Genomic DNA, 15,254 nt, shown 5'->3' on the forward strand with positions numbered 1-15,254 from the left:
AATTAATTATAATATGTTAATTTAAATTACGTTTATATAAGTAAATAGCGGTTTATACCAAAACCGCTATTCTATCTATATACTACTATTATGAATCAATATTAAGTGACTTTTCCATAGGGTCAATAATCATTGATTTTTTAAACTCTTCCCGAGAAATAAATGGAGATAGATCTTCTAAAGGTGGTGAAATTAATTCACCTTTAGAGTTTATTGCGACCCCAAGTTTTGGCAAACATGGTTGTTCTGGATCCATGAAAACTTCGCAGATACTTGCTTTAGGATTATTCATAAATTCAGCAAAATGCGTTTCATAATCATCCCAATTATGCAATTGATAGGTATCAAAACCAAATGCTTTACCAACTTTTGTATAATTCGGACACGTAACTCCAGAAGTCGCATCAGCACACGTGTATCGACCCTCAAATAAGCTTTTTTGGCTATTCTTAATCATTAAGTAGCCATCGTTATTGAAGATAACTATTTTTATTGGTAAGCCATGATGAATAACGGTTTGTAACTCCTGCAAGTTCATCATCATACCACCATCACAGTTCAAGCATAATACTTGCCCTTTATCAGAACCGAACGAGGCTCCGATTGCTGCTGGTAGACCATACCCCATTTCACCTAATCCAGTGGATGTGATTAATCGTTGTGGGGGAACAATGTCAAGAACCTGATGGGCAGATAGCAAAGCAGTACCCATATCAGTAACAATAATTTCGTTAGCAGAAATATCTTTGTTCAACCGGTCCATAAACCGATATGAGTTCATAAAGCCATTCGTATCTTCATGTTCAGATGCAATTTTGGGGAATTTCTCTTTATACTCTAAACACTTCGAATGCCATTCACTAACATCGCAAATAGATTCATTCTTAGTTTTATTTAGAATAGTTCTGATAAAATCTCCAGCATCAGCACAAACTGAAATATCTAAACGATCCTTAAATTTATTTAACTCAATAGGATCTATATCTACCGCAATGACTTTTGCTTCTCTAGCAAACTCATTAATATCATATCCAATTTGAGGATATGCCATTCGTGTACCAATACAAATGACCAAATCACTATTTTGAACAATAAAATTCGAGTATCTCTGACCGTAAACACCTGCTCGACCAAATACATAGGGATGATTTGAGTCAATCATATCGATTCCCTGCCAACTAATAAGAGCTGGAATTCTTAGTCGTTCTAGCAGATCTTCAATTAGGTCTTCAGCCCCGGCTAACCTTATACCATGTCCAAGCCAAAGAACAGGTCTCTTTGAGTTGGCAAGTAACTTTAATAAATTATCTGCACCTTCAAGACTGTTATACACGCTAACAGAATTTTGCTCAGCAACTTTTTCCATTTTAGGTTCTATAACTAAATCGCATCTCTGAGATTGAATATCCATTGGAACATCAAGCCAAACCGGCCCTTTTCGGTCACTTAATGCTACATCTTTAGCAATACCCAATTCTGCATAAACACGCTTTGGATCGGTCAACCGTTTAGCCAGCTTAGTCGTTTTTTCAACCATTGCTACCGAGTCATAACCTTGAACACCCCAAATTCGCAGTGAATTTCCTGATGTTGTGAATTGCGACTTTTCGTTACCAGATATGATAATTCCTGGTATTGAATCCATCCAACAACTAACAACACCAGTAACGGCATTACTAGATCCGCCACCGGTAGTAACTAGCGATGCAGATAATTTTCCGGACACTCGATAATATGCACCCATAGCCATAACTGCGGCTTGTTCATGATGCACGCTAACGATCTTTGTGTAACCTAATTTTTCTATACTATCAAAGACATGTGCAATACCCGCACCAATTATTCCAAACACAACCTCAATTTCATTATTTTTCAAAAACAATGCAATTTGGTCACTTACCTTCATATTTTCCATTTTATATGCTCTAGTTACAAATTATACCAAGAAAGGGAGTGAGATATTGCATCTTCAATAGAAACCGTTTCATTAATATTCGTCTTATTACAGATAAAATCTTGACGGGCAAGCTCTGTCATATTAGTAGGACACTTAATATTAATTGCTTTTGTCAAACAACTCCTAATAATCTCAGCAGAGTGACTCAATGTAACAGGTTTATTAGATCCTAATTCTAATGGTGTTTCAAACTCATCAGAAACAAGAAATTTCAATATCCCATTAACCATATCTATTGAATAAAGATAGCTTTTTTCTGTATGTGAATTACCTAATATTCTAATTTCATTATTCCTAATTGCGCCATTTATGAAATCATTTATAGCCCATGGTCTATCTAACTCTTGGAGTGGTCCAATGAAAGAATAAGGCCTTACTATTGATACAGGAAGTTGAAATTGACGAAAATAGACGTGACAGATATTTTCTTGAACTCTTTTAGAATCAATATAGGAAGAAGAGAAATTAAGTGTATCAGATGGTCGATAATGTACTGTCCCATTTTCATCAACATATTGGTTTCCATGTATTAGACCTGATGAAAAAACTAATATTTTCTTCAAACCAGGAACCCTACTGGCAGATTCTAATACATTTCTGGTACCATCGATATTAGTACTTATCACTCCTAATGGATCAGATGCGTGTATCCTACGATCTGGAACACCTGCTAAATGAATTACGTAGTCTACATCTTGTGGAATATCAAATGCGTTGCGAACATCTACATTCCGATATTCAAAACTGCTATCGGTATATTCTAAGAAATCACTATCAAGTATATTTCTTGAAGTTGCGGTAACTTTTATATTAAAGTTTTTTGTCTTATTCAAAAATGAGAAGCTGAAAAGTAGCCACTTACCTATATAACCCGATGCACCTGTAATATAGATTCGCTTATTTTTAAGTAGGTCTACAAATTCAGTTTCTAAGAATGCACTTTTGAGTTCATTATCAATATAACTTACCTGATTTGAGTTCATTAAACCTTCCTTTTGGCTAAAAGTTCTTGGGCAACTTCAACGATCATATCTTCTTGACCTGCTACAACTTTTTTCTCGCCAAGGCTAAAGAATATATCTCGAGGATCAACTCCATATTCCTTAGCGACCTGGTTTACCCTCATAAGATAACCAGAAAAAACGCCAGATAAACCGCTAACAATACTCGTAGAACTGATTGTTGGAACCTTCTCCATCAAATTATGTTCAGCTATGTCAGAGGCATCTAAAGCTTTATAAAGATCTATACCTGTATAAAAACCTTCTTTTTCAAATACTGCAACTAGCACTTCAAGCTGACTATTTCCGGCACCAGCTCCAAATCCTCTTGCGCAACCATCAATGATGGTCGCACCGTTATTCGCTGCTATTAGTGAATTTGAAATAGCTAAGCCCAAATTGTTATGGCCGTGAAAACCGACCTGACAATTCAATCCATCTCGTAACGCTCGGATTCTGTCATAAACATCACTCCCCAAATAGGCGCCAGCAGAGTCCATTATAATTACAGCCTCTGCTCCATAGGATTCCATTTTTTGAGCTTCTTCGACAAGTGCTTTAACACTTGCCATATGGCTCATCATAAGGACTCCATACACTTCTTTCCCATGCTCTCTCGCATAGGCTATGTGCTTGGCGGTGACATCGGCTTCTGTACAATGGCTAGCGATCCTAAATACATCCACACCTAAATCAATTGCTCGGCTCAAATCTTTTTGAATCGTTGCGAATCCAGGTATTACATGTATGCCTAACTTAGAGGTCGTCAGATGCTCTCTTGCTGTCGCCAATAATACTTCATCTGACTCTTTCGCAAGACCAACTTGTATAGAGCTTGCTCCGATACCATTCCCATGCCCAACTTCTACAATAGGAATGTTGGCAGCATTAGCTGCAATGCAATATTGTTGAATCTGTTCACGGCTTAGCTGATGGCGCACAGCATGATTGCCATCTCTGAGGGTTGCATCACTAATAACAATATTTTTCATAAAGGATCAATTCTCCCTACTCTTAGCATATGATTCTGCCAGCGATATTGCAGCGCAATTAATGATGTCCAGATTACCTGCATACTGTGGTAAATAGTCTCCGAGTCCTTTAACTCTAACCATTACCATAATTCGACCTGATTCATACACGGGTTCTACAACCAATTTATAACCAGGCACATAACTTTGAATCGTTTTAACACATTCATTAATCGCTGATTTTACTTCTTCAATATTACATGAGCTAACCTTCGCAAAGACAGTCGTTTGCATGTCTATGTGAGGAATTGCTGGATTCAAATTTATAATGGCTTTTACATTATTGCAGCCAGAAAAATAGGATAAAGCAGCTTCTGTATTATTGATATATTCATCTAAATTTGCTCTAGTACCAGGACCAGCTGAATTAGATGAAATCGCTGACACAGTCTCAATATATTCGATTTCAGGGACGACCTTCTTTAATGTATAAGCAATAGGAACTGAAGCTTGGCCACCACACGTGATCATGTTCATATTCTTCTTACCTAGACATTCCTCCATATTAATAGCAGGTACACACATACTCCCTACTTGTGAAGGTGTCATATCGATTGCCAGTATGCCCATACTTTCAAATATAGGAGCATGCTTTTTGTGCATTTGAGCGGAAGTAGCATCAAATACTAAATCCACATCAAACAAGCCACTTGTAAACGCTTCTATGCTCTTATCTGATATAGGAATACCAAGCTCAACTGCTTTTCTCATCCCTGTTGAATTTAAATTTCTACCGACAAATACTTTACACTCTAAAAATTTTGACCGTATAATTTTAAGCAAAAGATCTGTGCCAATATTGCCAGTTCCTAAAATTCCAACTTTAAGTTTTTTATTCATTTGTCTCTGGCCTATCTTTTAGAAATTCAAACCAAAAAACTCTTCGAATTTTTCTATAATATAATTTAGATGTTCTTTACTTAGTCCTGGGTAAACACCAATCCAGAACGTATTGTTCATGATTAAATCAGTATTAGTGAGTTCACCTACCACTCTATATTTTACATGTTCAAAATATGGCTGACGTGTCAAGTTACCAGCAAATAATAAACGAGTACCAATTTTGTTCTGATCCATAAATTTCAATAAATCTACACGGCTAATGCCTGAATCATCTTTGATTGTGATAGGGAAACCAAACCAAGATGGTTCAGAATTTTCTGTCGCCTCAGGTAAAATAATGAATTCTTCGCATGAAGCTAGTCCATTTTTAAGGTAGGCAAAGTTTTCTTTACGTGCTTGAACAAACTCTTCAACTCGATCCATTTGAGCCAGACCACAAGCAGCTTGCATATCTGTAATTTTTAAATTATATCCTAGATGAGAATAAGTATATTTATGGTCATATCCTTGAGGTAAAGATCCTAGTTGCTGGTCGAAGCGTTTTCCACAAGTATTGTCACAACCAGGTGCACAATAACAATCACGCCCCCAATCTCTGAAAGATTCAATAAGTTTACGTAGTTCTTTATCTTTAGTGAAAACTGCGCCGCCTTCGCCCATTGTAATATGGTGAGCAGGATAAAAGCTTACCGTTGCAATATCACCAAACGTACCTACCATTTGGCCATTATATGTTGAGCCCAAAGCATCACAACAATCTTCAATTAACCAAAGATTATATTTATCCGCTACTCTTCTAGCTTCAGTTAAATCAAAAGTGTTACCTAATGTATGAGCTACCATTATCGCTTTGGTTTTTTCAGAAACGGCCGCTTCAATAAGTTCAGATTTGATTTGATAAGTTGGAATATCAACATCTACAAAAACAGGAATTAAACCGTTTTGTATCGTAGGGTTAACTGTCGTTGGAAAACCAGCTGCTACAGTGATCACTTCATCACCCGGTTTCAATTGACGATCGCCAAGTTTTGGAGACGTTAACGCTGTCAGTGCTAATAGGTTAGCAGAGGAACCCGAAGTTGTAGTCAATACAAATGGAACACCGAGGTACTCACCTAAGCGTTTTTCAAAAGCTTCATTAAAGCGACCAGTAGTTAACCATCCATCAAGAGAAGCATCTACCATAAGTTGTAGTTCTTTTGCTCCAAGAACTTTACCCGATGGCGGAACAACGCTTTCTCCTCCGATAAACATCTTAGGTGCGTATTCAATGGCCGCATATTGTGCTACTAATTCTGCAATTTGACTTCTTAATTGTTCTTTTGACATTACTCTTTACCTGCTCGTGCGGTCATATATTGTTTAATTTCGTTAATTGTATATTGGTGCATATCTTGTTTGGCAAGCCAAGCTTTATGCCAAGAGACAATTTTTTCCAGTGTTGTATCTAGATCCCAAACAGGCTGCCAATCTAGTCGCATTTTTGCTTTCGAACAATCAAGCTTAAGATAATGAGCCTCATGTGGATGTTCCCCATCACACAAAGACCAGCGAGCCTCTGCACCCCAAAGTTCAGCTAATCGATTAACTATCCAATCAACAGGCTTTGCATCTTCGTCTCGAGGACCAAAATTCCATCCTTCAGCAAAGTCGGGACCTCCAGTATAAAGCTTTTCTGCTATAGTTAGGTAACCAGACAAAGGTTCAAGAACATGCTGCCAAGGACGAATTGCATGAGGACTTCGAATTTCTACTGTTTGATTATTTGAAAATGCTTTTAACATATCTGGAATCAATCTATCTTCTGCCCAATCGCCACCACCAATAACGTTACCAGCACGAACCGATGCTAAAGCACATCCATGCTGATGGTAATTTTCTTTATTAAAAAAGGACTGACGATAAGATGAAGCAACCAACTCAGCACATCCTTTACTGTTGCTATATGGATCATAACCACCCATTGGTTCATCTTCTCGGTATCCCCAAACCCACTCTCGGTTTTCGTAACATTTATCAGATGTAATATTAACTACAGCTTTAACGCCACCAACTTGCTTAACCGCTTCTAACAAATAGACCGTACCCATAACATTCGTTGAGTATGTTTCGATTGGCTCATGGTATGAAAGACGCACTAATGGCTGGGCAGCCATATGAAAAACTATTTCTGGTTTAAACTCATACATACTTTGTCGCATGTGAGTAAAATCGCGGATATCGCCTTCTTCCGTTCTCATACCTGCCCATACTTTCCCTTGCTCAAATAAACTGGGAGTTGTCGGAGCAGGAAGAGAATATCCTTTTACTATAGCACCCATTTCCTGTAGCCATAGTGAAAGCCAACCACCTTTAAAGCCAGTATGTCCAGTAATAAAAACTTTTTTACCATGCCAAAATGTTGGATTCATTATTACTCCCAAATTTTCCAAGGCGCTTTGCCAGCTTGCCAAAGTTCTTCGAGATACACCTTATCTCTTAAAGTATCCATTGGTTGCCAAAATCCATGATGCTCATAGGCCATAAGTTCACCGTCTTCAGCTAATTGATTCAGTGGGTACTGTTCCCAAACACAGCTGTCACCATCAATATACATTAGCACCTCAGGTGACAGTACAAAAAAACCACCGTTGATCATCGCGCCATCACCTTTAGGCTTTTCTTTGAAGCTATCGACTTGACCATGTTTAATATCTAGAGCACCAAAACGACCCGGTGGGTATGTAGCAGTTAGTGTTGCTTTCTTACCATGAGAAAAATGAAAGTCTATTGTTTTAGAGATGTCGATATCACCCACACCATCACCGTAGGTAAAACAAAATGCTTTCTCATCTTTTACATAATCAGCCACTCGACCTAATCGACCACCTGTCATAGAATTATCGCCAGTATCAACCAAAGTAACAGTCCATGGTTCGGCTCGCTTTCGGTGTACAATCATCTCATTTTGCTTCATATCAAATGTTACATCGGACATATGCAAGAAATAGTTCGCAAAATATTCTTTAATAACATATCCCTTATAACCACAGCAAATAACAAAGTCATTTATACCATGAGCTGAGTATTGTTTCATGATGTGCCAAAGAATTGGCATTCCACCAATTTCTACCATTGGTTTGGGTTTTATGGATGTTTCTTCACTCAATCGAGTGCCTAAACCACCAGCAAGAATTACTGCTTTCATTTTTCTATATCTCCATAATATTAATTCATTAATTAGCTGCTAGCTGCAATAAAGGCGTCTGAATGGAAAGAATCCATAGGTAAACCCAACTTACAAAACTCTTTCTTTGCTGCATCTATCATAAGTGGTGAACCGCAAGCATAAACTTCATATTCACTTAGTGACTCAAAATCATCGCACACAGCTTCGTGTACAAAGCCTCTTCTACCTTCCCAATGACCTACGCTCGAAAATAGTACAGGAACATAAGTAATGTTGTCATAGCGTTCAGCCCATTTTTCCAACTCAATAACATAAAAAGTATCGGAAGTTGACATTCCCCAATAAACACAGATGGCTCTTGGGTCATTTTTTGCGATTAAGTCTTCAAGTATCGCTTTAATAGGAGCTATCCCCGTCCCGCCAGCTAATAAAATGATTGGTTTCTGGTTATTTTTCACAAAAAAAGTGCCTTTTGGTCCTTCTAACCTCATTAAGGTACCTTCTTTTATTGAACCAAAAATTAAATTTGACATTTTTCCGTTAGGAACTTTTCGTATGTGTAATTCTAGTCCTTTAGAATTATTTATCGCTGATGCAATAGAGTAGCTTCTAGTCACTCCATTAAATTTCAAATTCACATATTGACCAGGTAAATATTCAAATTTGCTCGTAGGAGGCAACCTAAAATTAATTACAACTATATCATCAGTTACATATTTAATTTCAGTAACTTTACATGGCGTAGTTATTTCATTAATACCAACTAGCTCTGGGTAATAATTGGCCTCTATTACTATGTCGGTTTTTGCCTTGGATTGACAGGTTAAAAATTTGCCACTAGAAATTTCTTTGCCATATTGATCTTCCACTATTCCACTTAATAACTTGGCAGAACACACTCCACAGCTTCCATTTTTACAGCTATGTTCAAGAGCGATACCTTTGGACAAAGCATCTTGAAGTATATTCCCATGGCAAGAAAAACTTATACCAGAAGGTATTACTTCTACTTTTTTCGAATTAGACATAATCTACTAAAATCCTTTATCTACTAATAATATGACTTAGCAAGCTATCTGCGCTTTCCTTCCAGCTCAAATACTTCATACCTTCAGATTTTGGATGAGAATTGTTTTTGTGTAAATTTTTCCAATCTATTATTGCTTCATGTAATTTACCATTTTGGAAATAATATGCAAAATCTCCTGCAACTTCTTTGAATACTGGTATATCGCGGGAAATTATCGGCAACCCATATTGAGCAGACTCAATTAAGGGTAAACCAAATCCCTCCCCTTCACTGGCAGATATCAAGCATGTAGAGTTTTGATACAGATAATCGAGATACCCATCACTCAAGCCCTGCAACCAAAATAACCGAACTCCTAGCATAGAATGTGTTTCAAGTCGCTTTATTAGCTCTTTATTTCTCCATCCAGCTTTACCAACGATCACTAGGATATCACTTGAGCTTTCTCTCCACATTAACTCAAAAGCATCAAGAACATCCACATGCCCTTTTCTAGGCTCAACAGTACCCACCATCAAATAAACGTTGTAGCTTTCATTAATAATATATTTTTCCAGTAGTGATGCTTGACTTGGTTTATCATTACTTTTAATTGTTGATACACTAAAGTCAGCGCCTAAATGAAAGTATTCATTCCAAAAGTGTGGATACTTGTATGTGCCACTAGTGGAAATCCATTGTTCCAACTTATTTTTAACATCATTTGAAATACATATTGCCCCATTAGAGCATACTACGGTCTCCAACCATGATTTGAAATCATCCACCAGCTCTTGGACAAAACAATGAGGATGTGATATCGGTAGCAAATCATACACAATAAAATATGATTCTACGCCACGTAACTGCAGGCTTTTAATTATGTCCTTTTTTGTATAAGCATTTGAAGGATGTAAATCCAAAAATAGAATCTTATCACCATCGAAAAAATCAATCATGTGCTTTTCTATTGACGCTGATGATTGAGTTTTATATGTATATTCTAATAAATCCGCTTCATAAAAATGTTCATGTTTGGGGTATGAATAGATAAGCTTACAGTCATAAGATAGGTTAAATGACATAATTTGCTTAGCTAACTCTTTTACAACACGCTGTATCCCTGTAGCATGGTCGAAATGTATCAAAGTGCTAATGTCAATATATAATATTTTTTTAGTATCTGGCTCTACTTTTATATAGGATAATATTTTTGAAACTTCATTTAGCTGAATGTAATTGAGTTTATCATTTTTAATAATATCGATGACACTATTGAGATTAACTTCCTCAGTAATTGAGTAGCAAGTAAATGAATCACCTTTGCAATCATCAACTTTATTAACCTTGTCGCCATCTTCAAAAAGAAAACTATTAATAATATCATCATTAAATGATATAAATGAATTGTAACCGTATGAGTAAAGCATCAGGCTAATAATCTCTAGATTCAACACACTTGTTAAACCTAATTCTATCAGATCTATAGACCTGTAATCCCTACTTGCAAAGCCTCTCCCCAAAATATTAATTATTGTGGTTGGCTCATACGGCTGGTTACAAGAACCTAGAACGAAAATAAATGGCATATCCTTGCATTGTACTTGATTCAAAACTTCGTTTTGAAGTACAGAAAAATCCATACAATCTAAATAATCAGCACTAAATATAAATGCTTTCTTCATTTTCGAGTTCCCATTGAATTTCCCTCCATCTTTTCAAAAATCACTTTTTGTCTTGGTGTCAGAGCTTTGTTCAACTGGTCAAAATTCAATGCAGGACCTGTGGGAGTGAGCATCAATCCAAGCTTTCTAAAAAAAACAGTTAATAATGAAGAAGACATAACAATTTTTTTTAAAAAAAATTTAGTTTTAGGAAATAGACGCAACTTATTCTTAATAAATGCAAAAAAGTGAGCTAATATAAAATAAGTAATTTTTTTCATCATATTCATATTAATCAAACCCAAACAAAACAAAACAAAAACAACTCTATTTAAATATTTTTGATTTCAATCCAAAAATAACATTTAAAATCTTTCTTTCAATTCTAAAAACAATGCTATTGCTGATAATTTCTGACAAAAGAACTATTTTCTCATCCATATCAGAATAAATAGCCTTATAGCGCTGATCAAACTTTTCACAATGCTCATGTAAAGTTAGGCTACCAATCCTTGATATATTACGAAAATTTTTTTCACTTTTCTCATCACTCTCTTTCATGGATATGATGGCATAATCAGGACTAACACCTGAGATTAAATCATAAGACGAAATCGCCTCTTCAGAGTTACCGTTTACACCAATAGCAACAGATTGACTAAAACCGTGGTATTTGGTGAAAAACTTTAAAAATTGATGAGGAATAGGTTTTTCATGTGTTGGGTCTAAATAAAAATTATTAATGCCAACAATAATATTCTCTGGATTAGGCGTTTCTAAGATTAATAGCCCACCTCGTTTTAAAACCCTAAATGCTTCATTAACTAATTCTGTTAATTGCTCAAAACTTATGTGCTCGATGACATGGAATGCTGATACAATTGAAATTGAATCACTTTCTATATTTTTAAGATAGGAAATTCCATCACCTTCTAGTACATCTAGATTCATTTCTGTACAGGCCTTAAGCATTCCGGAGTCAAGATCTATTCCAGTTCCTTTTATATTAAAACTTGATAATATTTCCAACCACTCTCCTCTACCACAACCTATATCTATAGCAAGTGGAGAATTATCATTATAATTTTTAATGAATTTTAGATACGGTTTATAACATTCGAGACGTTTTTTTATCTCATCTCTACTACCTCTAAACCGATCTTCGAATGCTCTATAAAAATCATTGTCCATACTTACTTACTTCTATTGTAGGTGGTAACCAAGATACACCAATGAAGTGCTCTTCTTTCGAATTGATAACAGTAAAAACAAGAGCTAAATCAAGCCACTGATAGTTTCTGTTTACATGCTTATCATCGGCATGTAAGGCTAGAGAAATGGAGTAACTACCTTCACCTAAGTTCGCATCAAATTCAAAGGTATAATTAATAATTTGTCCCTTTTTTAAAAACTTCTCTACCTTGTCATGTTTAAATGTATTAGTACCAAATATATCAAGGCCCAATTTGTTTTTTATAACATACCCTAGAACTAAGTTATCAATATCCTCATTAATCAAAACTTCAACTTTTAATTTTACTTTTTCCCCTGTTGATATAACTTGAACGCTTTTATTATTAACACCATATAGAGCGACTTTATTAATAATCGCTTCTTTGGTTCCAGATACAGTTTGATTATATCCATTATCCAACGATTTAAATTGAACACTAGAGTTATCTGATAAAAGTGCATTATAGTAATCCATCACTTCATCCGGCTTACCTTCTTTTTTTATTACACCTTCTGAAATTAATATTGCTCTGTTACATATAGATTGAATTGCCGCTTTATCATGTGACACTAGTAGTAAAGTTGTACCTTGTTCACAAAATGACTTAATTCGTTCAAAACTCTTGTGTTGAAAGTAAGTATCACCAACAGATAGTGCTTCATCAACAATTAAAATATCAGGTCTTATCGCTGTCGCGACACTAAATGCCAACCTAACCTGCATCCCACTAGAATACATCCTGACTGGTTGATCTATGTAATCCCCTATCTCTGAAAACTCTTCAATTTCAGGCAATAGTTCAATTATTTTATTACGACTAATACCTAATAGTTGACCAGCCATAAAAGCGTTTTGCCGTCCCGTAAAGTCTGGATGAAAGCCCATACCTAGCTCTAGGAGAGCGGAAACTCGGCCAGTCATATTGATAGTGCCTTTCGTAGGGTATGCCGTACCTGTAATCAACTTTAATAAGGTACTTTTACCAGCACCATTAACACCAATAATACCTATTGCTTCCCCAGGAGAAACAGAAAAACTAATATCTTTTAGAATCCACTTTAGCGTATGCCTAGTTTTACTATATGGCATTAACCACTCTTTGAGTCGGCCAAATTTTGATGCATATTGCTTATATGCCTTACCTACACCAGTTACAACTATATTACCCATTATAATTCATCAACCATATCAGCCGAGTGCTTGCGAAATAAATGCATACCAATAATGCAGCAGATTATAGAAACTATTAATACTGGAAATAATGACCACCAGTCAGGTGACTGATGATAGACAAAAATAGTTTGATAAGCGGATATTAAACGTGCTACCGGGTTTAACATTATCCAAAATTTGGCCCAGCTAGGTATAATACTTATTGTATACACAATTGGTGTCGCCCAAAACAAAACTTGTAATGTAACATCTACCAACTGTCCCACATCCCTAAAAAACACATTTAGCACACCTAAAATCATTCCAACCCCTATGGTTAAAATAATTTGCAAGATCAATATTAGCAAAAAATTTATTATTACTATTCCAGGGAAGTTTCCGGTAACAGTTAAGAAAAAAATAAAAATAGCGAATATGATTAGAAAGTTAATCAAAGCTGTTAATACTATAATTATTGGAAGACATATTTTCGGAAATCTTAATTTCTTTATCAAATTCGCATTATCGATAAATACATTTTTCGTTTTAGATAATATCTCACTAAATAATCCCCAAGTAATAATTCCAGAGCAAAGATATATACTATACATATAAGTCCCAGAACTTTCTGGTAAACGGGCTTTCATTACTTGAGAGAAAATTAGGGTATATACTAAGATCATAACCAATGGCTGCAATACTAGCCATGCGGCACCAAGCATACTTCTTTGATAGCGAGACTGAAAGTCTCGCTTAATGCTACCAAGAATAAACCCTCTATAATTATAAATAGCTAGTAACAGCGAACTCATTATTCTTCTCTCAGCAGCTCTAATATATCATCCGTTTTGTTGTTCATCAGAGTTTTGTTTCTCCTAGACTCTACATTTAACCTAACAACAGGCTCAGTATTAGAAGAACGCAAATTGAAACGCCAATCTGTAAACTCCAAACTAATACCATCTGTTTCATCAAAAATAAGAGCTTCAGTTTTGTATGCATCTAAAACTCGCCCAATTGCTCCTTTCGGATTCTCTAGCTTGGAGTTTATCTCACCAGAAGAAGGGTAAGCTGCAATACGTTCCGATACCGTTTCTGAAAGCTTCATGCTTTTCACTGACAGTAATTCTGCGACTAGCAACCAAGGAATCATACCCGAATCACAATAAGCAAAATCACGGAAGTAGTGGTGGGCACTCATTTCACCACCGTAGATAGCGTCTTCTTTGCGCATACGCTCTTTAATGAATGCATGTCCGGTTTTAGACATTACAGGCACACCGCCCGCCTTAGTCACGACATCAATAGTGTTCCAGCTTAAGCGTGGGTCATGAATGATTTTAGCACCTTGTTCTTTCTGTAAGAACGCTTCTGCCAATAAACCTACGATGTAGTAACCTTCAATAAAGTCACCTTTTTCATCGAATAGGAAACAGCGGTCAAAGTCACCATCAAATGCTATTCCCATATCAGCTTTGTGTTCTTTTACTGCATTGGCTGTATCTGCTCTGCACTCTGGTAATAGAGGGTTAGGAATTCCATTCGGGAAGTTACCATCTTCTTCGTGGTGAACCTTAATAATTTCTAGCGGGATATTCAGTTCAACAAAACGTTTTTCCAGCTCATCAATCACGTGACCTGCAGCTCCGTTACCTGAATTAATAACAAGCTTCATGGGCTTTATATTTGCTGGCGTAATATAGCTCACTAAGTGATCTACATATTCTTGAAGTAAAGATACTTTTTTGTAGTTACCTTTTACTTCAACGTCCACAAACTCATTCTTTTCAGCCAAAGCTTGAATTTCGCGTAAACCAGTATCACCACTAATAGGTTTTGAGCCTTCACGGACCAGCTTCATACCATTGTAATCCATTGGGTTGTGGCTTGCGGTTACTTCGATACCGCCATCAACACCAAGATGGAAGGTTGCAAAATAGATCTCTTCGGTACCAGTAATGCCAATATCAATAACGTTTACACCTGCATCCATTAAGCCATTAGCTAGCGCTTGTTTTAACTCTTCACTGGTTAAGCGGACATCACCACCAACGACAACTGTTTTATCTGCGTCATTTTCGCTTTTTAAAAACTGTCCATACGCGCGACCAATTCTGTATGAAATATCGTTATCGAGTTCAGTACCTAATTGCCCACGAATATCATAAGCTTTAAAACACGTTAATTCTTTCAT

14 protein-coding genes are annotated in these 15,254 nt (G+C 36.2%); all 14 read right to left on the minus strand.

Going from position 1 to position 15,254, the window contains the following annotated elements; genetic code table 11:
- Nucleotides 1-88: 88 nt before the first annotated feature.
- The 14 genes from L3V23_RS15200 to cpsG are packed head-to-tail and all read right to left on the minus strand — an operon-like array spanning nucleotide 89 to nucleotide 15,254.
- A complete protein-coding gene (locus tag L3V23_RS15200; protein ID WP_102966409.1) occupies nucleotides 89-1,915 on the minus strand; it encodes a thiamine pyrophosphate-binding protein in 1,827 nt (608 codons plus the stop codon).
- A 14-nt stretch (nucleotides 1,916-1,929) separates the two neighbouring features.
- Nucleotides 1,930-2,940, minus strand: coding sequence for an NAD-dependent epimerase/dehydratase family protein (locus L3V23_RS15205; protein ID WP_102966410.1), 1,011 nt, complete (start codon nucleotides 2,938-2,940; stop codon nucleotides 1,930-1,932).
- The gene (gene dmpG / locus L3V23_RS15210; RefSeq protein WP_102966411.1) at nucleotides 2,940-3,950 is read right to left on the minus strand and encodes a 4-hydroxy-2-oxovalerate aldolase; all 1,011 of its coding nucleotides are present in this window, start codon (nucleotides 3,948-3,950) and stop codon (nucleotides 2,940-2,942) included. Before dmpG ends, L3V23_RS15205 begins: the two co-directional genes overlap by 1 nt.
- A gap of 6 nt (nucleotides 3,951-3,956) precedes the next feature.
- Nucleotides 3,957-4,829, minus strand: a complete 873-nt coding sequence (locus L3V23_RS15215; RefSeq protein WP_102966412.1) for an acetaldehyde dehydrogenase (acetylating) — start codon at nucleotides 4,827-4,829, stop codon at nucleotides 3,957-3,959.
- An 18-nt stretch (nucleotides 4,830-4,847) separates the two neighbouring features.
- Nucleotides 4,848-6,161 carry a lipopolysaccharide biosynthesis protein RfbH gene (gene rfbH, locus L3V23_RS15220; protein WP_102966413.1) on the minus strand — a complete coding sequence of 438 codons (1,314 nt, stop codon included), beginning with the start codon at nucleotides 6,159-6,161 and terminating at the stop codon, nucleotides 4,848-4,850.
- Entirely contained in the window at nucleotides 6,161-7,243 is a 1,083-nt protein-coding gene (rfbG, locus tag L3V23_RS15225; protein ID WP_102966414.1) for a CDP-glucose 4,6-dehydratase, read from the minus strand. The genes rfbH and rfbG overlap by 1 nt, the downstream gene beginning before the upstream one ends.
- Before the next feature lie 2 nt (nucleotides 7,244-7,245).
- Nucleotides 7,246-8,019, minus strand: a complete 774-nt coding sequence (gene rfbF / locus L3V23_RS15230) for a glucose-1-phosphate cytidylyltransferase (protein ID WP_102966415.1) — start codon at nucleotides 8,017-8,019, stop codon at nucleotides 7,246-7,248.
- A gap of 32 nt (nucleotides 8,020-8,051) precedes the next feature.
- Nucleotides 8,052-9,029, minus strand: a complete 978-nt coding sequence (locus tag L3V23_RS15235) for an FAD-binding oxidoreductase (RefSeq protein ID WP_102966416.1) — start codon at nucleotides 9,027-9,029, stop codon at nucleotides 8,052-8,054.
- Between the two features lie 16 nt (nucleotides 9,030-9,045).
- Nucleotides 9,046-10,695 (minus strand): glycosyltransferase family 1 protein, encoded by a 1,650-nt coding sequence (locus L3V23_RS15240; protein WP_102966417.1) that lies wholly within the window; start codon nucleotides 10,693-10,695, stop codon nucleotides 9,046-9,048.
- Nucleotides 10,692-10,964 carry a hypothetical protein gene (locus L3V23_RS15245; RefSeq protein ID WP_102966418.1) on the minus strand — a complete coding sequence of 91 codons (273 nt, stop codon included), beginning with the start codon at nucleotides 10,962-10,964 and terminating at the stop codon, nucleotides 10,692-10,694. Before L3V23_RS15245 ends, L3V23_RS15240 begins: the two co-directional genes overlap by 4 nt.
- 37 nt (nucleotides 10,965-11,001) lie before the next feature.
- Complete coding sequence (locus L3V23_RS15250; protein ID WP_102966419.1) at nucleotides 11,002-11,865, minus strand: class I SAM-dependent methyltransferase; 864 nt, start codon at nucleotides 11,863-11,865, stop codon at nucleotides 11,002-11,004.
- A complete protein-coding gene (locus L3V23_RS15255) occupies nucleotides 11,855-13,078 on the minus strand; it encodes an ABC transporter ATP-binding protein (RefSeq protein WP_102966420.1) in 1,224 nt (407 codons plus the stop codon). The genes L3V23_RS15250 and L3V23_RS15255 overlap by 11 nt, the downstream gene beginning before the upstream one ends.
- On the minus strand, nucleotides 13,078-13,872 hold the full coding sequence (locus tag L3V23_RS15260; protein WP_102966421.1) for an ABC transporter permease: 795 nt from the start codon (nucleotides 13,870-13,872) through the stop codon (nucleotides 13,078-13,080). The genes L3V23_RS15255 and L3V23_RS15260 overlap by 1 nt, the downstream gene beginning before the upstream one ends.
- Nucleotides 13,872-15,254 carry a phosphomannomutase CpsG gene (gene cpsG / locus L3V23_RS15265; RefSeq protein ID WP_102966422.1) on the minus strand — a complete coding sequence of 461 codons (1,383 nt, stop codon included), beginning with the start codon at nucleotides 15,252-15,254 and terminating at the stop codon, nucleotides 13,872-13,874. The genes L3V23_RS15260 and cpsG overlap by 1 nt, the downstream gene beginning before the upstream one ends.

The organism is Vibrio sp. A1-b2 (assembly GCF_021726015.1).
GTDB classification, from domain to species: Bacteria; Pseudomonadota; Gammaproteobacteria; order Enterobacterales; family Vibrionaceae; genus Vibrio; species Vibrio diazotrophicus.

Bases quoted from the DNA above. Each gene is read 5' to 3' on its own strand.
- cpsG (WP_102966422.1), bottom strand. From the start codon at position 15,254: ATGAAAGAATTAACGTGTTTTAAAGCTTATGATATTCGTGGGCAATTA.
- L3V23_RS15235 (WP_102966416.1), bottom strand. From the start codon at position 9,029: ATGTCTAATTCGAAAAAAGTAGAAGTAATACCTTCTGGTATAAGTTTT.
- rfbF (WP_102966415.1), bottom strand. From the start codon at position 8,019: ATGAAAGCAGTAATTCTTGCTGGTGGTTTAGGCACTCGATTGAGTGAA.
- rfbH (WP_102966413.1), bottom strand. From the start codon at position 6,161: ATGTCAAAAGAACAATTAAGAAGTCAAATTGCAGAATTAGTAGCACAA.
- rfbG (WP_102966414.1), bottom strand. From the start codon at position 7,243: ATGAATCCAACATTTTGGCATGGTAAAAAAGTTTTTATTACTGGACAT.
- L3V23_RS15255 (WP_102966420.1), bottom strand. From the start codon at position 13,078: ATGGGTAATATAGTTGTAACTGGTGTAGGTAAGGCATATAAGCAATAT.
- L3V23_RS15250 (WP_102966419.1), bottom strand. From the start codon at position 11,865: ATGGACAATGATTTTTATAGAGCATTCGAAGATCGGTTTAGAGGTAGT.
- L3V23_RS15205 (WP_102966410.1), bottom strand. From the start codon at position 2,940: ATGAACTCAAATCAGGTAAGTTATATTGATAATGAACTCAAAAGTGCA.
- L3V23_RS15260 (WP_102966421.1), bottom strand. From the start codon at position 13,872: ATGAGTTCGCTGTTACTAGCTATTTATAATTATAGAGGGTTTATTCTT.
- L3V23_RS15200 (WP_102966409.1), bottom strand. From the start codon at position 1,915: ATGGAAAATATGAAGGTAAGTGACCAAATTGCATTGTTTTTGAAAAAT.
- dmpG (WP_102966411.1), bottom strand. From the start codon at position 3,950: ATGAAAAATATTGTTATTAGTGATGCAACCCTCAGAGATGGCAATCAT.
- L3V23_RS15215 (WP_102966412.1), bottom strand. From the start codon at position 4,829: ATGAATAAAAAACTTAAAGTTGGAATTTTAGGAACTGGCAATATTGGC.
- L3V23_RS15240 (WP_102966417.1), bottom strand. From the start codon at position 10,695: ATGAAGAAAGCATTTATATTTAGTGCTGATTATTTAGATTGTATGGAT.
- L3V23_RS15245 (WP_102966418.1), bottom strand. From the start codon at position 10,964: ATGAATATGATGAAAAAAATTACTTATTTTATATTAGCTCACTTTTTT.